The following is a 17,760-nucleotide window of genomic DNA, read 5'->3' on the forward strand; positions in this document are numbered from 1 at the left end:
TTTTTCATAAATAGCTAATAGTTTGTGTTTTTTTGGAATCATTAATCAATATTTATATAATCATCATAGACTAATTCTTCTTTATATTTTTCTATAATCCAACGTTCTTGAAAAACTCTTCTTGCAGCCCAAGCTATGTCATTTATAAAAACTCCGTTAACGGACGCACCAACCGCAGCACCAATAATAGGAACAACTTGTAAGGCTTTACGTTTAGTTAAGTTTATGCCTAATTGTTTTGCAAGGTTTTTTAGAGCAATAATTCCTGCCTCTTTTGTTAATTCATTTTCTGTGGCTTTTTGTGCCATTTTTTTCCAGGTCGTTTTTAGAACTATAATTTCTAGTTGTTTGAGAGTTAGTAAGGCTAATTGTTTTTCTTTCATTGTGTTAGCTCCTGCTGCTGAAAGTATTGATAATATTATTTGATTATCTTCTTCTGATTTATTTTCATAACCATAACAAAGACCAATTTTATTAATCGTTCTAAAAGCTAAAGTAATAATAGCAGGTATATCAACTGCCATTCCAATAATTCCAGTAGCACCAGTAACTCCACCTTCTGTCGCTGCATAGCCAACGGCCCAATTATGAATTTCATTAGCGAAATCATCGCATTCATTTAAAGGTCTTTTTTTTAATTCTGCAATTTCTCTTATATTACATTCCTTCTTGAATTTTTCATTATCAATTAAAAATTTTGAAGCATTGTTTGAGACTTGAATTGCTCCTCTCATTGTGCTTTCGGGAATTACTGTTTGAATTAACCAACTTACAGGTTTAAAAATAGTCCCCATTATTTTGCTAATTACACTTGGTTCCATTGCTTTCCATTCGGTGATTTTACCAAACTCATTTTTTTCGTATACATTTTTAATGATATTAAGAATATCATGTGTTTTATTTTCAGTCATATTATATTTATTAACTCTTTTTAGTTTTATTTTTTTGCAAATATCGATATCAAAACTGCCATTTTCTGACAGTATTGAATTATTTTGTAAATCAGAATATCACTGCTATGACTTAGGGCAGACTATTAACTTAAAGTGCCGCCGCATGTTTCCCTTTACCACTTCCATTAGGATGTCTGGAACATGAATTTCCGGTTAAAGAGGAAATACTTGATGCTGAAGTACCGCAATATTTACAACTGTATTTTGTTTTTTCTGATCCTTCGTAAAGTTTGTGTTTTCCTTTTCCGGAACCAAGAGGATGACGCGAGCATGAATTTCCGGTTAGGCCAGAGATACTTGAACTTTTTGTTCCGCAGTATTCGCAATAAAAATTAGGCATATTTTAAAATTAAAGAGATTGGATTCAAAAATAAATTATCACTCCCTTTCTAATTAATTTACCTTTTGAATACCTCTTTATTTAGTATGAAAGCATCTTTTTAGTTTATAAACGAAAATAGAACTTGTCAAATCTTAACAAGTGCTATTTGAATTATAAGTAGAAGAAATTAAACCAAAAGTAAAATAGTAACCATTGTACCATTATTTTCGGTAAAAGTAATTTCGATAGGATCTTTTAATTCCTGCAAAAGCGAAAGTCGCTCTTTTGTAAGCTGAATACCTTTTGACTGATGTAGTTTATTTTTTTTTGAGGCCTTAATTCCTAATCCGTTATCGGTGATTTTACATTCTAATATAGTTTCTGAAATCATTTTAAACGAAATGATCAATTGGGGAGCAACACTTGATTCATTAAAAGCATGAACAAAAACATTCTCTACAAAAGGCTGTAAAAGCATTGTTGGAATTTTGGTAAAACAAGTATCTACTTGTGGTGAAATTTGAATTTCGAAATCTATTCGATTATCAAAACGCATGTTCTCAATGTTAATGTAAGCCTGGAGATATTCTATTTCTTCATCAATAGTAATCTTTTGTTTTGATGAGTTTTCGAGTGTTTTACGAATTAACTTCGAAAATTCGCTAATATAAAGCAGTGAGTTTTCGGTGTCGTTACTTATAATGAAATCCTGAATAGCGTTGATAGCATTAAAAGTAAAATGCGGATTCATTTGGCTCAGCAAGGCTTCGAGTTTGGTTTCGGCAATACGACGCTGAATGATCGTTTTTTCGTTGGATTTTCTTTTTATTCTAAGAAAAATAAATACGATTACTCCGGAAAAACAAGCAATAATTAATACAATAAACCACCAGCTTAACCAAAACGGAGGCTGAATATGAAGTTGTAAAATCGTAAAAACTTTTGATTTCCCTGCGTTCATATCAAAAACTTCAATAGCTACATTGTAGTTTCCGTAGGGCAGATAGGGTAAAAATAAATTGGTTTTTTCGCTATAAGGACTCCAGCGATTATTACTGTTTAGGCGGTATCTAAATTTTAATTTATTAGGAAAAGGGTGCCCCTTTGGAACAAAATCAATTGAAAAAGAATTGTGCTTATAGTCTGAAATGAGTTGTTTTGAATTATAACTGAACCATTTGTAAGCCGAAGGTTGTAAAGGAATATTATTTATTGCAATTTTACTGATTCCAATTTCAGAAACGGTTAATTGCGCTGCAAGTAAACGGATTACATCTATTGTGTAAAAACCTTTTTGAGTTCCCAGCCATAATGTATTTTCGAAAATTTGAGAAGTAGTTATTCGGCAATCTTTGAGACCTTGTTCCTTGTCAATAAGTCGAATAATGCCATCTTTATAGATATTGATCCCTTTTTCTGTACCTATCAAAATGTAGTCTTTGTACGATTCAAGAAATAAAATAGTATTTCCAATAATTTGTTTTTTTGAAATCGTTTTAAGAATTCTGAATGATTTTGAATCATCGATTATAAAAACATCACCAAATTCAGCTGCCAGAATAAGTTGCCCTTTGTTGTTTTTTGTAATGTGTTTGAACTTTTTTTCTTTCCAGATTCCATCAGACAAGTACGATCGAAACTGACCATTTTCATATACGTATAAACCATTAAAAACGGATAGAAGATAAGTTTTGTTTTTATTGGTTAAAATTTTTACAATGTATTGTGGCGTGTTTTTATTGAATTTTGAATAATGCGTATTTTCTAAGGTTTTTAAATTTTCGTACACCCGAACTCCTGCATAAGTTATGGTTTCTATTAATTTGTCATCATAGCCAAAACCAATTTTTAAACTATGTTTGGGAACGTAATTGACTATTTTATAATTTTTATCAATTTCAAAAATACCTATATTGCTGCTAATCCATAAAGAGTTTTGGTTTTTTACCATTTCATAAAACTCAATTTCATTTGTTGGAATGTCAAAATTTAATTCGAAATCCCTGGATTCTGCTGATTGTTTAGTTAGGATTTGTTTTCCTTTTCTAAAGAAAGTCATTTCAATTTTCTTAAAATCGTCTAGTGAAATAGAATTTATAATTTCTTGTTTTGCACTAAGGACTTTTAGTCCGGAAGTTTCCAGAATTATCTTTTGATTATTAAAATCTTCAAAATCTATAATGGATTTTGAACGGAAAGGATTATAATTAATGATTTCATCCAATCTTACCTGGTAGATTCCATTGTCATTCGAACCCACATAAAGTATGTCGTTAAATTTATCATAGACAACATTCAGTAGAATTTTAGAATCAATTCCGTATGCAGCAGACACATCTGTCATCTTATCTTCTGCAATTGTATAAAGTCCTCCGTCAGGAGTGTAAACGCCCCAAGCTGCTGCAAAAATGGTGTTTCTCTTGTCTTTTGCAAATTGCCAGATAAAAGATTTTCCAAAATCTGTAGAAGAGGTGTCTCCTTGTGAAATTTTATCAAAATCAAATTTATTAATATGGCTTTCGTTTCCGCTATAAAGTGTAGAACCAAAAAGTCCTAATGAATAGGAATTTTTATGTAAGATAACGGGTTGGATTCGGGGAGTCGAAGACGATTCGTCAATTCTAAATAAACCTGCAAAAGTAGAAGTAAAATAGACTACACCATTATATTCCACGAAGGCTAAGGAAATAAAATCTTCTTTATGCTCGGGAACATTAGGAGTAATTAGTTTGTTTGTTTTTATATCAATTATAGAAACGCCTTGTTCTGTACCAACATAAATTTTATTTTTATAGGGGAAAACTTTTCTTGTTTTATTGGCTAAAAGCCCATCTTTCATAGTAAAAACAGTAAACTTTTTACCGTCGAATTTGCTTACGCCGCCACCATAACTGGCAAACCACATATTGCCTTGTGTATCTTCTGTAATATCCCAACAGCTGTTATGCCCTAAACCATTGCTTTCATCAATAGTCGTAAAGGTCCCGTTTTCCATTCTTGAAATACCATTTTCAGTTCCTATCCATAAAATGTTTTTAGAATCTAAAAATAATGACCGTACTGCATTATTAGGTAATCCATCTGAAGTGGTAAAGTTTCGCGATGGAAAATATTGGCCTAAAGCAGAAGTTGTAATTAAAATAAAAAAGAGTTGTACAAAGATCTTATTTGGTAATGGCATCAATAAGCTCTTTTTTATTAAATGATTTATCCGAAACAGGAATTTTATCACCTGAAGTCATTTCGAGAAGAAACTCATCTGATTTAAAATTGGCAACATATTCCCGGTTTATCAAATAACTTCGCTGTACTTTTAGGAAATTAGGAGAGGAAAGAAGTAATTCACAAGTTTCTTTGAATGATTTTGAAGTATAATGTTGTTTGTCTGTAGTGTGAATAAGAGTATACGAACCGTCTGATTTGCAAAAAATGATTTTGCTAACCTGCACTACCTCAAAGCCGGTTTTTGTGGGAAAAGCAATTTGCTGTTTTCCTGTAAATTGATTGGCTATGTTTTGAGAAAGTAGTTGGTAGCGATTTAAACTGTTCTTTTTTTCTAAAACAAAATCGAGTCTGTCAATTGCAATTTTAAAATCTGAGACATCAATTGGTTTTAATAAATAATCTAAAGCACTGTTGCGAATCGCTTCGATAGCATATTCTTTATGAGCAGTTGTAAAGATAACCTCAAATGGAATACTCTCGAAATGAGTAAGTAATTCAAAACCGTTTTCATCCGGCATCAGAATATCCAGAAAAACAAGATTGGGTACATTTTTTTTTATTGAAATTAAAGCTGCAGCAACAGAATTGCATTCATCAACTATTTCGATTTTATCTTCATAATATCGATTGCATAGTTTTTTTAAGAAACTGCGCGCATGTGACTCATCATCAACAATAATGGCTTTAATTTTCATAATAAACTTTGGTGGTATTTGGTTTTTGGAAAGAAAAGATAACCTTATTTCAGAATTTTTGAAAACAGCTTTATTCGATTGTCATAGAGCGTAATTTAGTTCTGTAAGCCTCAAGTGCAATAGACTTAGAAATGAATCCAAAATATTTTCCGTTTCGTAAAACAGGAAGAAAAGCCGATTTTGATAGCTCGAATTTACTCATCACGATTTCCATGCTGTCATTTGATGAAATTGTAGCCAGAGGTGTTTTCATTACATCTTTAATCAAAGTATACTTAACGCGATAGTTATTGAAGATAATTTCCCGAATATCATTAAAATGAACTACACCAACTAAATCTTTTTCGTTGTCGACAACAGCAAAAACAACCTGATTCGAGTGCGAAATAAGATCGACCAGTTTACTTAAATTTTCATCAGGATGAACAGTTAAATAATCACATTGAATAATAGTGTCAATATCTAAAGTAGAAAGAATATTGGAGTCTTTATTGCTGGTAAAAGCGTGACCTTTTTTAGCCAGACCTTTTACGTCAAGAGAATATTTTTCGAAACGTTTAGAAATAGCAAAACTTATCGAGGAAACAATCATAAGCGGAATCATTAAACTGTAACCTCCGGTAATTTCGGCGATTAAGAAAATGGCAGTAAGCGGTGCATGAAATAATCCGCTCAAAATACCAGCCATTCCAACCATGGTAAAATTACTGATTGGTAATTTTGATAAACCAATAAGACTGATAAATTTCGAGAAAAAGTAACCTAAGTAAGATCCTAAAAATAGGGACGGAGCAAAATTCCCTCCGTTACCACCACTTCCTAGAGTCAATCCTGAAGCGAATACCTTTACCATCATCGTGCATCCTACAAAAAGAAGCAACACCCATTGGTTATTTCTAAAATCAGCAAACAAAGTATTGTCTAATATATGTCCCGGATCGCTTTCAGATAAGGTTTTGATACTTTCGTAACCCTCTCCAAAAAGCGTTGGAAATATAAAAATAAGTAATGCCAATAATGAAGAACCAATTAAGGCTTTTCTGTACGGACCCACTTTTAAATGTGAAAAATAATGTTCGACTCTTTGAAAATTTCGGGCGTAATAAACGGCTATAAAACCGGTCAAAATTCCTAACAGAACATAAAAAGGGATATTATGATAGTTAAAAGCTTCTTGTTTTTTAAACGATAATAAAATAGTTTCATCCAAAACGATAGCAGAAACCAAAGCACCCGTCGCGGCAGAAATCATAATAGGCGTAAACGCAGAAATGCTAACATCAACCAATAAAACTTCAATTGCAAAAAGAACGCCCGCAATTGGAGCATTAAAAGCAGCCGAAATTCCTGCTGCAACACCACATCCAATAAGTAAGGTTCTGTCTTTATAGGGTAATTTATAGTTTTGGGCAAAGTTGGATCCAAACGCTGCTCCTGTAATCACAATAGGACTCTCTAAACCAGCAGAACCTCCTAAACCAACCGTAAGGGAAGAGGTAACGATTTGAGCATACATCTGCTTTTTCGGAATAATACTGGCTTTTTTTGCAACAGCATATAAAATCTGAGAAGTTCCTTTTTCGATGCTTCCGTTAAGAACTCTTTTTACCACAAAAACAGTCAGCACGATTCCGACAATTGGAAGTATACTGTTAATGAAACTTAGTTTTAAAATACCGTTGATGTAAGTCGCAAAAGAGAAAACACTATGAGCAAAGGTTTTAAGAACAATTACCGCCAAAGAGCAGGAAACACCAATTAAAACACTTGATAAAAAAATAAATTGCTTTGGAGTCATTAATGATTGTGCCAAAGCGATGATGCTTTCGAGTCTTCTGAAATATTTTTTTAGCATTCTGTTTGTAAAAGTTAGGTAAACTACAAATTTAGATGATAATGTTTAATTTTAAATAGAAATCTGTAATTAAATTAAAAACCAACTGCTGTATCGTCTCCTCGGGAATCTGCGCCACCTTCGAGAGTGTTGTTTGGTAAAACTAATATACAGTCTAATTTACCAATTACCGGAGTTGTTTTTTCGTTGATTAAATATCCTTTTGCTTTTAGTTTGTCGATAGTGTTTTTATCAAAAGCATTGGGTTCAAAAGTAATTAAGTCCGGTAACCATTGGTGGTGAAAACGCGGAGCATTTACAGCATCCTGCATGCTTAAATTGTATTCATAAACATTTAAAATAGCTTGCAATACACTTGTAATAATCGTGGATCCTCCCGGAGAACCTACAACCATAAATAATTTACCGTTTTTCTCCACAATTGTTGGTGTCATGGAACTAAGCATTCTTTTTTGTGGCGCGATGCTGTTGGCTTCATTTCCTACCAGACCAAACATATTTGGAGAACCCGGTTTGGCACTAAAATCATCCATTTCATTATTCAAAAAGAAACCCAATTCATCACAATAATATTTAGATCCGTAACCATCGTTAAGTGTTGTGGTGGCAGCAACAGCATTTCCTTGTGAATCAACAATTGAGTAATGAGTGGTTTCGGTACTTTCGTTAAAATTTACTTTTCCTTCTTTTATTTCGGATGATAAACTGGCTTTGTTTGTATCGAAAGTTGACATTCTGCCTTTTAAATACGAGTCAGATAACAATCCGTTAATCGGAATTTTTACAAAATCAGGATCTCCCAAAAACTGACTTCTGTCGGCGTAAGCTCTTCTTTCAGCTTCAACAATTACCTGAATCGATTCTTCAGAGTTATGTCCCATTTTGGCTAAATCATAAGGGGCAATCATCTTCATAATTTGTGCCAGACAGATTCCGCCGCTGCTAGGAGGTGCCATCGAAGTTATTTTTAAATCTTTGTAATTAAATTGTAATGGCTTTCTCCATTTGGCTTCGTACTTTTCTAAATCTTTAAGGGTTATAATTCCGCCTTTTTTCCGAAGATAATTCACTAAGATTTTAGCCGTTTCGCCTTTATAGAATTCGTTTCTTCCATTTTTTGCAATGCGTTTTAAAGTATTGGCAAGAGCAGGATATTTGATGGTGTCATTTTCTTTAAAATTACCGGCCAATAATGTAGTAGGACCATTTATTTTTACAATCGCATCATGATAAGCCTGCAGTCTTTTTTCTTGTTTTTGGGTTACAACAACACCTTTTTCTGCCAAGGCAATAACAGGTTTTAGAATTTCAGACATAGGCAGAGAACCTAGTTTTTTATGAACCGCAAAAACTCCGGCAATAGTTCCCGGAACACCAATAGCAAGAGCAGTTTCGGTACTTTTGCCTTTTATAACATTTCCTTCTTTATCCAGAAACATGTCTTTTGTTGCTGCCAAAGGCGCTTTTTCGCGATAATCTAAAGATCCTACTTCGCCATTCGCTTTTCTGTAAACCATAAATCCGCCACCACCTAAATTTCCTGCGTACGGATATGCAACCGCAAGTGCCAGTTCTGTGGCGACCATGGCATCAAATGCATTTCCGCCTTTTTGAATAATTTCGGCACCGACTTTTGAGGCTTCCTGGCGCGCCGAAACGACCATCGCTTTTGCAGCTACTAATCCGGTTGGTTTTGGAGTTTGTTGCGCAAAACTATATATAGAAATAAAGCCGAATAAAAAGACTATTTTTTTCATAAAAAGAATCGTGTTTTGTTTTTATAAAATCTGATTGATTTTATAAGGAAAGTAATTTTTGTTTTGAATGAGCTTTTATATCTTCAAAAAAGACGGTGAATTCTTGTTCGAATTCAGAGTAGAATGCTACAAGTTCCTCGCTTGCAAACTGCATCTTTGATAGGTTCTTAGATCTTCTATCCATTTGAGTCAGGATGTTATGAATTCCTTCTACGGTTTGATAACTCAAAAGCCAGTTTCTTTCGATCATGTAAGGCATTAAACCTTGTGTTTTTTCGGTCAGAATATCATAATTTTCATGTAATGATTGGTAAAATCGATTAATGAAATCTTCGAGTTTTTCATCAGAATATTTTGTCCAGTTTTTGGCCAGGAAATGATCATAAATGATATCAACAATCACACCTGCATAATGATGGTATTTTTCATGCAGACGTTTGGTGCTTTGTCTAAAAACATCATGGGCATCCGTATAAGTATCTATCGAACGATGTAAAATAATGCCTTTTTGAACTTCATCAGGAAAATGTTCAAATTGTTTCCCTCGAATTCCATCGGCCATAAAATTACCAATTTTGATTAAATCATTATCTCCGGACAAATAGATGTGGGCTAGGAAATTCATTGTTTTTTTTTGAGTGGCTAAGGTTCTAAGTGGCTAAGAAACTAAGTTTGTTTTAGTAAAAGTATGAAAACTTTTTGATATCGTTTTATTGAATGATGCAGCTTAGAAGGCTTGTGCTATTAAAGTATCATCAACTTAGTTTCTTAGCAACTTAAAGACTTTTTATAGGATCTCAGAACCTTAGCAACTTAGCCCGTTATAACCTTTTTTTTAAATTCTTAGCCACTTAGTCACTAAGAACCTTAGTAACTTTTCTATATTTGTAATTGGTAACCATAACTCATAAAAATGACTTTAATAAAATCGATATCAGGAATAAGAGGAACAATTGGTGGAAAAGTAGGAGATAACCTGACTCCTGTTGATGCTGTGAAATTTGCATCGGCATACGGTACTTTTCTTAAAAACAATACTTCAAAAGAAAAACTAACGGTTGTAATTGGCCGTGATGCCAGAATTTCGGGACCAATGATTCATAATCTTGTTGTGAATACATTAATAGGTTTAGGAATTAATGTAATTGATCTTGGACTTTCGACTACGCCAACGGTAGAAGTGGCTGTTCCTTTAGAAAAAGCTGATGGTGGCATTATCCTGACAGCTTCTCATAATCCAAAACAATGGAATGCCTTAAAATTATTGAATGCAAAAGGAGAATTTTTAAGTGGAGAAGAAGGCGCTAAAATTCTTGAAATTGCCGATGCTGAAGCTTTCGATTTCTCGGATGTGGACAGTTTAGGCGAAATCACCGTAAATGATGCCTACATGGATATTCATATCGACGAGGTTCTGAATTTACCTTTAGTTGATGTTGAAGCAGTAAAAGCAGCAAAATTTAAAGTAGTGGTTGATGGTGTAAATTCATCAGGAGGAATTATTATTCCAAAATTATTAGAATTAATGGGCGTTGAAGTAGTAAAATTATACTGCGAACCAAACGGACATTTCCCTCATAATCCGGAACCATTAAAAGAACATTTAACAGACATTTCTGAATTGGTAGTAAAAGAAAAAGCCGATCTGGGAGTAGTAGTAGATCCGGACGTAGATCGTTTGGCTTTTATTTGCGAAGACGGGGAAATGTTTGGGGAAGAATATACATTAGTGGCTTGCGCGGATTATGTTCTGAGTAAAACTGCAGGAAATACAGTTTCGAACATGTCATCATCACGTGCTTTGCGTGACGTAACTGTAGCTCATGGCGGAAAATATGAAGCCAGCGCAGTTGGAGAAGTAAACGTAGTAGCATTAATGAAGAAAAACAATGCTATTATTGGTGGTGAAGGTAACGGTGGAATTATTTACCCTGAATCTCATTACGGTCGTGATAGTTTGGTAGGAGTGGCGTTATTCCTGACTCATTTGGCAAACAAAAAAATGTCAGTTTCGGCATTGCGTGCTTCATATCCTGAATATTATATGAGTAAAAATAAAATCGAACTAACACCACAAATTGATGTTGATGCGATTTTAGTAGCGATGACAGAAAAATATAAAAACGAAGATATCACTACAATTGATGGTGTAAAAATTGATTTTGCTTCGGAGTGGGTACATTTAAGAAAATCAAATACAGAACCAATCATTAGAATTTATACAGAAGCTCCTTCTCAGGAAAAAGCAGATGTTTTGGCTCTTCGAATTATAGATGAAATAAAAGCCATTGCAGGAATTTAAATGCTCGAAATGGGGATATTTAACCGCAAAGTACGCAAAGGTTTTTTAATATTGAGTTTTTATAAAAGGCAAAGTTCGCAAAGCTTTGTGTTATAAATTTTGCGAACCTTACGTAAATCATTGCGAACTTTGCGGTTAAAATGATCAGTTATTAAAAGAAAACCTCTTTCATTTATTTTGAAAGAGGTTTTTCTTTTTTTAGTTTTTAATAATCTTAATAGATTTTTTAACTGAGCCATAAACTGCATTTATAATGTAAACTCCTGTCGATAATTTATCTCCAATTTTAATATCTTCATTCGTAAAATAATCGTCTGAAGCATGACAGATACTCCCTTTCATATCTACTATTTTTAAGGATAAAGGCTCTGTAATCGATGATTTTATATGAAGTGTCGATTGTATTTTTATTGGATTTGGATATACTGTAAAAGAATCTTTTTCGAATGCAGGATCATTAACACCCAGACTAGCTATTGCAGCATCTATATAATTAAAATTCATATTGTTTGATTTGAATTTAATTTTCAGATAAACTTCTCCTTTAGGCAAGGCAATACCGTTTACAATTTTGTTGGTATAGGTTTGCAAACCACCAGTTGCATCAAATGTTTCATCTGTTTTAATCACGACATCATTTACTAAAATATCAAATTTACCCTGGTTTGTGGAGGCTACTCTAAAAGAAAAATTATAGTTTCCGGCCTGATCAGTATTTAGCATAAATTCATTCCAATCGCCCTGGTCGATAGCGCTTACATTTTGACCAGTTCCGGAATCTGTAGTATTTTGCAGGCTCGTTCCTTTTCTTCGGTAATGTTTATTGGCGGTTATTCTGCCTGGAACGTTCATTTTTTTTGAGGTGTAAGTGGCATTTACATATTCGGTTCCTATTGGTCTTAGAACACCACTTTCAGGAGCTAATAAAGGACCTTCTGCCATGTCTAGCCAATCGGCAGGAACTCTTCCGGTAAACCATGAATAGCGATAGATGTCCGGATCATTTTCAAAATTTGTTATGATTTCTTTCATAAATGCCGTTTTTTGAGCTGCAGTCTGAACCACTCTGTTGGCAAATTCAGTCACCCAAATGGGGCGGTTGTATTTTTTAAGAAGACTAGTAACTCCAATAACATCGCCAGAGGTTCTGTCATAAGTATGAAAGGCAATGTAATCGACTTTGCAAGTTGGGCATAAAAGAAAAAACTGATCGTGCCACGCAGTCGGACTGCTGTAACCTCCGTAACTATTATTTGGGTCATTAAAAGCTGGTGATGCACTTACTATTTCCAGATTTTTTGCAACAGCTATTTTTTCAATATTCTTCCAGAAATTTACAGCATCTTGCGGAGTCATTCGCGCACCATCATTAAAATTAGGCTCATTAAAAGCGAGCAAATATTTGGCACCGGGTTTTATTCGGTCAATAAAAGCCTGAACATTGTTATCGCTGATCTGATTCCATGCCATGGGTACATATTCGACACCAATAGAAGTATAATTGGCGTTTGTATCCTTTTCAGGCAAAGAACCCCAGTTGTACCACCATGAAACTCCTGGTTTCAGGGCAAGTAAATCAGCTGTCGAATGATCTTTGTAAGCTATTCCGCGTTTAGGACTTTGAGCGTGAGTGAGGATTGAAAAACAGAGTAGGAGTAAGAAAGATATTTTTTTTGTCATAGTTTGATAATTTAGATTTGGGAAAATTTTATCAATATCAAATATATGCCGTTTATCTCGTTTCTCATTTTGATTCTGCGATAAAAAAATATTACAAAAACCCATCAAAAACATGCTGTAGATATATGAGATAAATGAATTTCTTGTTTTTGATAGTTTTCAAAAAAAAATCCAAAAAAGTAATGGTTGCCTTTTTGGATTTTTATTTTAATTAAAACAGTTATTCAACTCTATGCTTCCATCTTTTATGTGTCCATAAATAATATTCTGGAGCTTCATAAATTTGTTTTTCTACCTCTTTTAAGTACTTTTCTGTTATGTCGAAATTTGGATATTCTTTAGGGTCGTCTGCTATGGGTACAATCGTAGCCTCATAATAGCCGCGAGCTACTTTTTTTACTTTTACAAAAATCACACTCAAATCATATTTTTTAGCCAGCATTTCTGCACCTGTATGAACAGGAACTTCTATCCCCATGAATTTCATCGAATGAAAAATTCGGTCTAATTTTGGAGACTGATCACTTGCTAACCCGTAGAGGCTTAAAATTCCGTCACGCTGATTTTGTGCCATCAGCGGAATGGTTTTTCTTGTTTCGACTAATTCTGCATCGTATTTAGAACGTATTTTTCGAATTAATTTATCAAAATAGGGATTAGCAATTTTTTTGTAAACACCAATTCCTCTAAATTTAATTCTCTTATTAATGGTCAAAAGCCATTCCCAACTCGCGTAATGAGAAGCGACTAAAACAACACTTTTCCCTTTATTTTCATAGGCACGAAGAACTTCGATATTAGTAATTTTAAATCTTTTCTCCATTTCTTCTGGCGAAATACTCATCGTTTTGATCATTTCTAAAAACATATCACACATATGCTGATAGAATTTTTTTTCAATTTTTTTACGTTCTTCTTTACTTAAGTGCGGCAGTGTAAGTTCAAGATTTTCGCGAACCACTTTTATACGATAACCAATAACACGATATACAATAAAGTATACACAATCTGATAACCAGTAAAATATTCGAAATGGGAGTATAGAGATAAGCCAAAGAAAAGGATAGGCTAATATATAAACGAGAAATTGCATGTAATTTTTTTTTACAAATATAAAGTAAAAATGAATAACCGTTGATATTTTGCTTAGACACTAACATATGTTTAAGAATGACTATATTTACAATTCACATTAAATATTTTTTATGAATACCATTTTAGTTGGGATAATAGTCGCCAATGCTTTGATTAGTTATAAAGGATTTAACGATCTTGCCTTTTTTAGAAAATACGAATTTCATGTAGGAAGTATTCGTTCAGGAGAGCAAATCAGAATGCTTTCGTCAGGATTTTTACATGCAGATATTATGCATTTAGCTTTTAATATGCTAACGTTATGGTTTTTTGCTCCTGTAGTAATACAATGGTTGGGGACTTTTTCTTTTGTTTTAATTTACTTCGGAAGTTTAATATTCGGGAGTTTGCTTACAATGTTATTTCATAAAAATGATTATAGTTATAGAGCTGTTGGCGCTTCTGGAGCGGTAACGGGAGTTTTATATTCTGCAATATTATTACAGCCTGATATGATGTTAGGAATTTTCTTCGTTATACCAATGCCGGCTTATTTATTCGGAATTTTATATTTATTGTATTCGATTTACGGAATGCGGGCCAAAAATGACAATATTGGACACACGGCACATTTTGGAGGTGCTATAGGCGGGTATTTGATAACTTTGGTAAAAGAGCCTTCATTAATTGTAGATCATAGTTTGATGGTAATTCTGTTAGCAATTCCTATTTTGATACTTTTTGTAATGGCAAAGTTGGGCAAACTATAAATATTGGCACAACTTTTGAAATTCCATTATCAAACAATTTAAATATCACAAAAATGAAGAAAGCAGTATTATTTTTAACAATCATGTTTATGACTATGTCTTACGCTCAGGAAACCAAACAAATTCCTCAAATCAATGTAAACGGAGAGGGCAAAGTAAAAGTAGCGCCTGATCAGGTTTGTATTTCGGCAACTGTTGAAACAAAAGGGAATAATGCTAAAGATGTCAAAAAGCAAAATGACGAGAAAATCGATGCAGTTTTAAAATTCATCAAAAAAATGAATATTCCAACAGCAGATTTCAAAACCAAGCAAGTAGCCCTTAATCCACAATACGATTATGAGAAAAAGAAAACAAGTTACAATGCTACACAAACTGTAGAAATTGTAGTAAAAGATTTATCTAAATATGATGAATTAATGGAAGGTTTGGTTCAACAAGGAATTAATCGCATTGACAGAGTTTCTTTTGAAACTTCTAAATTAGCTCAAATAGAAACAGAAGCTAGAAAATTGGCAATCAAAGATGCTAAATTAAAAGCAGAAGATTATGTTTCGGTTTTAGGGCAAAAAGTTGGTAAAGCATATACTATTTCTGATAATACTCAGGTGTACCGTCCACAACCAATGTATGCTGCTATGAAATCTGTAGCTATGGATTCAGCTGGTGCATCAAACGAAACTTTGGCAATTGGAGAAATAGAAGTAGTTGCAAATGTTAGCGTGAGTTTTATTTTAGATTAACAAAATATAAATTTCAATTTTGAAAATCCAAATTCCAATTCTAAAATTGGGATTTGGATTTTTTTCTGTTTTTTACTTTTTAAATTTGGGTTGATAAGCTTATGCTTTTAGACCGGCTGTTAGTTTTAAACTAGAGTTTTCATTATTTTTGCACTTTTAAAAAATCTTCATGAGTTCTTCTGTAAAAGCCATCCATCCTATTTATAATCTACAATTTGGATTAGTCTGTTTAAGTTCATTACTTTTTTCTGCCAGTTTTAATATGCTGATTCCTGAATTGCCGGAATATTTGAGCAATATGGGAGGAGCAGAGTATAAAGGATTAATTATTGCTCTTTTTACTTTAACAGCAGGAATTTCCAGACCTTTTAGTGGTCGGTTAACCGATACTTTAGGGAGAGTACCAGTAATGGCAGTTGGTTCTATTGTTTGTTTTGTCTGCGGTATTTTATATCCGGTTTTAGGAACAGTTTCAGGATTTTTATTCTTGAGATTAATTCACGGATTTTCTACTGGATTCAAACCTACAGCTACTGCGGCCTATGTTGCAGATATTGTCCCAAGAGAACGCTGGGGTGAAGCTTTAGGTTTGCATGGATTGTGCTTTTCTATAGGAATGGCTCTTGGTCCGGCTATTGGAAGTTCAATTAAATTGTATTCTTATATGAACATGCTTTTTTATGCTTCTTCTGTTTTTGCGCTTCTGTCTATTGTTATTCTGATGAATATGAAGGAAACTTTGAAACATAAACAGCGTTTTAGCCTGCGTATTTTAAAGATTTCACGAAAAGACATTATAGCTTTAGAAGTTCTTCCCGCAGCTATAGTGACTTTTCTTTCTTATATGGCTTATGGTGTTATCCTGACATTAATTCCGGATTGGAGCCAGCATTTAGGAATTGCTAACAAAGGCTTGTTCTTTATGGTCTTTACTATTACGTCAGTAATGATTCGTTTTGGAGCAGGAAAAGCGTCTGACAAATACGGTCGTCTTCGTTTGATAGGAATTGGACTCTTTTTATTAATCATATCCTTAGTGATTGTTGGGTTTTCAACATCAATTGCCGGATTTTTGGCCGGAGCGGCATTATATGGAGTTTCTACGGGGATCGTATCTCCGGCTTTAAATGCCTGGACAGTTGATATGAGTTTTCCGGAACATCGTGGCAAGGCTATGGCAACAATGTATATTGCATTGGAAGCAGGAATTGGTCTTGGTGCACTTTTCGCCGGATGGGTTTATCAGGATGTGATTGCAAAAATTCCAATGTTGATGTACGGCAGCGCAGTAATGGTTTTCTTATCCTTATCGTATGTTTGGATTCAGTTTAGGAAAGATAAAAAAAGCAATTTTTCACAGCAATTGTAAGCTGGTATTTAAAACGTTTACTTATTCGTATCCTTATAATAGGAACTAAGTCAAGATTTACATTATATAGCCCGATAATTTTAAATACTATCGGGTTTATTTTGTGTACCTATATATAAGGACAAGTTTCTACTATAATATATAAGAGCAATTTTCACATACTAATACATAAACTAGCTTTTATTGGAATTTGGAATTTTAAAGATTTGGAATTTTAGTTTTTATTAGGAGCTATTTCCCGCTGTCCTTCCAATCTTTTGCTTTTTAAAGAAAAAAGCAAAAGGATTTTCCCTCCCATCAGGGCTAGGGCAGTAGTTTTGAGAGTAAGCATTAGTAAGAAGAAGAAAGAAACAGCCCCAAAAGAATAAACTTTGCGACTTAGCTCCCGATAACTATCGGGATTGCGCGATTAAAAAAAAAACAGTAAAACCCCAACTTTGCGACTTTTTCAAAACAAAGCCAACAAAAAAAGAACCTTCGCGCCTTAGCGCCTTCGTGGCAAAACTCATTAAAACCACCCAAAACAGGCAAAACCCAATAAAAGCAGCCAAAGATCAAAAAAAACTTCGCCTTGTAAAAACCACCCAACCAGTTACTTATAAAAAAGATGGAAAATATATAATAAAAAGTCTTGTAAATGTAAATAAAGGGTCTACTTTTGCACCCGCAACAGCGACAGACGTTCACTGAAATACTGACAAGCATTACGAATCAAACTGAAAATTTATTTTCAAAAAAAGATTAAGAAAAGCTTGTGAGATTTAAAAACAGAAGTTACATTTGCACCCCGCAAAACACGGAAAGTTCATTGATAGATTGGTAAGGTTTGGAAGGAAAAAGGAAAGTAAATTTTCTTAAAAAAAACTTCAAAAAACATTTGCCGGTTTGAAATAAGTTTTCTACTTTTGCACCCGCTTTGAGAAACAAGCGATATTGAAAAAGAAACACGTTCGTAGACATATTGAATTGACAGCCGTTTTAACAGAGATGTTAAAACAAAAGAATAAGAGTAATG

The 17,760-nt window shown here is 33.6% G+C and carries 13 protein-coding genes; 4 read left to right on the forward strand and 9 right to left on the reverse strand.

The window, feature by feature from the left end; all coding sequences use genetic code 11:
- Positions 1-41: 41 nt before the first annotated feature.
- The 7 genes from FLP_RS04840 to FLP_RS04870 form a co-directional block, all read right to left on the reverse strand.
- On the reverse strand, positions 42-911 hold the full coding sequence (locus tag FLP_RS04840; protein ID WP_083195789.1) for an EcsC family protein: 870 nt from the start codon (positions 909-911) through the stop codon (positions 42-44).
- Between the two features lie 130 nt (positions 912-1,041).
- The gene (locus FLP_RS04845; protein ID WP_065448394.1) at positions 1,042-1,293 is read right to left on the reverse strand and encodes a hypothetical protein; all 252 of its coding nucleotides are present in this window, start codon (positions 1,291-1,293) and stop codon (positions 1,042-1,044) included.
- A gap of 169 nt (positions 1,294-1,462) precedes the next feature.
- Positions 1,463-4,456, reverse strand: coding sequence for a sensor histidine kinase (locus FLP_RS04850; RefSeq protein WP_065448395.1), 2,994 nt, complete (start codon positions 4,454-4,456; stop codon positions 1,463-1,465).
- Positions 4,440-5,195 (reverse strand): LytR/AlgR family response regulator transcription factor, encoded by a 756-nt coding sequence (locus FLP_RS04855; RefSeq protein ID WP_065448396.1) that lies wholly within the window; start codon positions 5,193-5,195, stop codon positions 4,440-4,442. The genes FLP_RS04850 and FLP_RS04855 overlap by 17 nt, the downstream gene beginning before the upstream one ends.
- Positions 5,196-5,265: 70 nt before the next feature.
- On the reverse strand, positions 5,266-7,050 hold the full coding sequence (locus FLP_RS04860; protein WP_065448397.1) for a chloride channel protein: 1,785 nt from the start codon (positions 7,048-7,050) through the stop codon (positions 5,266-5,268).
- A gap of 74 nt (positions 7,051-7,124) precedes the next feature.
- Complete coding sequence (gene ggt / locus FLP_RS04865) at positions 7,125-8,807, reverse strand: gamma-glutamyltransferase (protein WP_065448398.1); 1,683 nt, start codon at positions 8,805-8,807, stop codon at positions 7,125-7,127.
- 40 nt (positions 8,808-8,847) lie between these two features.
- Positions 8,848-9,432: an acyl carrier protein phosphodiesterase gene (locus FLP_RS04870; protein WP_065448399.1), complete on the reverse strand. Its 585-nt coding sequence runs from the start codon at positions 9,430-9,432 to the stop codon at positions 8,848-8,850.
- A 288-nt stretch (positions 9,433-9,720) separates the two neighbouring features.
- Between FLP_RS04870 and glmM the strand changes: the two genes are divergently transcribed.
- Complete coding sequence (glmM, locus tag FLP_RS04875) at positions 9,721-11,109, forward strand: phosphoglucosamine mutase (protein ID WP_065448400.1); 1,389 nt, start codon at positions 9,721-9,723, stop codon at positions 11,107-11,109.
- Between the two features lie 198 nt (positions 11,110-11,307).
- On the opposite strand, the gene FLP_RS04885 is transcribed toward glmM, so the two are convergent.
- Together FLP_RS04885 and FLP_RS04890 are read right to left on the reverse strand one after the other, a co-directional pair.
- On the reverse strand, positions 11,308-12,789 hold the full coding sequence (locus FLP_RS04885; protein WP_165606646.1) for a glycosyl hydrolase: 1,482 nt from the start codon (positions 12,787-12,789) through the stop codon (positions 11,308-11,310).
- A gap of 220 nt (positions 12,790-13,009) precedes the next feature.
- A complete protein-coding gene (locus tag FLP_RS04890) occupies positions 13,010-13,882 on the reverse strand; it encodes a lysophospholipid acyltransferase family protein (protein ID WP_065448403.1) in 873 nt (290 codons plus the stop codon).
- Between the two features lie 112 nt (positions 13,883-13,994).
- Here FLP_RS04890 and FLP_RS04895 point away from each other — a divergent pair, with 112 nt between their 5' ends.
- From FLP_RS04895 to FLP_RS04905, 3 genes are all read left to right on the forward strand, one after another.
- Entirely contained in the window at positions 13,995-14,633 is a 639-nt protein-coding gene (locus FLP_RS04895; protein WP_065448404.1) for a rhomboid family intramembrane serine protease, read from the forward strand.
- Between the two features lie 53 nt (positions 14,634-14,686).
- Positions 14,687-15,376 carry an SIMPL domain-containing protein gene (locus tag FLP_RS04900; RefSeq protein WP_065448405.1) on the forward strand — a complete coding sequence of 230 codons (690 nt, stop codon included), beginning with the start codon at positions 14,687-14,689 and terminating at the stop codon, positions 15,374-15,376.
- A 169-nt stretch (positions 15,377-15,545) separates the two neighbouring features.
- On the forward strand, positions 15,546-16,745 hold the full coding sequence (locus tag FLP_RS04905; RefSeq protein WP_065448406.1) for an MFS transporter: 1,200 nt from the start codon (positions 15,546-15,548) through the stop codon (positions 16,743-16,745).
- The last annotated feature ends 1,015 nt before the right edge of the window (positions 16,746-17,760 follow it).

This window comes from Flavobacterium piscis (assembly GCF_001686925.1).
GTDB classification, from domain to species: Bacteria; Bacteroidota; Bacteroidia; order Flavobacteriales; family Flavobacteriaceae; genus Flavobacterium; species Flavobacterium piscis.

Coding starts and splice junctions, on each gene's coding strand:
- FLP_RS04845 (WP_065448394.1), bottom strand. CDS start 1,293: ATGCCTAATTTTTATTGCGAATACTGCGGAACAAAAAGTTCAAGTATC.
- ggt (WP_065448398.1), bottom strand. CDS start 8,807: ATGAAAAAAATAGTCTTTTTATTCGGCTTTATTTCTATATATAGTTTT.
- glmM (WP_065448400.1), top strand. CDS start 9,721: ATGACTTTAATAAAATCGATATCAGGAATAAGAGGAACAATTGGTGGA.
- FLP_RS04905 (WP_065448406.1), top strand. CDS start 15,546: ATGAGTTCTTCTGTAAAAGCCATCCATCCTATTTATAATCTACAATTT.
- FLP_RS04855 (WP_065448396.1), bottom strand. CDS start 5,195: ATGAAAATTAAAGCCATTATTGTTGATGATGAGTCACATGCGCGCAGT.
- FLP_RS04850 (WP_065448395.1), bottom strand. CDS start 4,456: ATGCCATTACCAAATAAGATCTTTGTACAACTCTTTTTTATTTTAATT.
- FLP_RS04895 (WP_065448404.1), top strand. CDS start 13,995: ATGAATACCATTTTAGTTGGGATAATAGTCGCCAATGCTTTGATTAGT.
- FLP_RS04870 (WP_065448399.1), bottom strand. CDS start 9,432: ATGAATTTCCTAGCCCACATCTATTTGTCCGGAGATAATGATTTAATC.
- FLP_RS04890 (WP_065448403.1), bottom strand. CDS start 13,882: ATGCAATTTCTCGTTTATATATTAGCCTATCCTTTTCTTTGGCTTATC.
- FLP_RS04885 (WP_165606646.1), bottom strand. CDS start 12,789: ATGACAAAAAAAATATCTTTCTTACTCCTACTCTGTTTTTCAATCCTC.
- FLP_RS04900 (WP_065448405.1), top strand. CDS start 14,687: ATGAAGAAAGCAGTATTATTTTTAACAATCATGTTTATGACTATGTCT.
- FLP_RS04840 (WP_083195789.1), bottom strand. CDS start 911: ATGACTGAAAATAAAACACATGATATTCTTAATATCATTAAAAATGTA.
- FLP_RS04860 (WP_065448397.1), bottom strand. CDS start 7,050: ATGCTAAAAAAATATTTCAGAAGACTCGAAAGCATCATCGCTTTGGCA.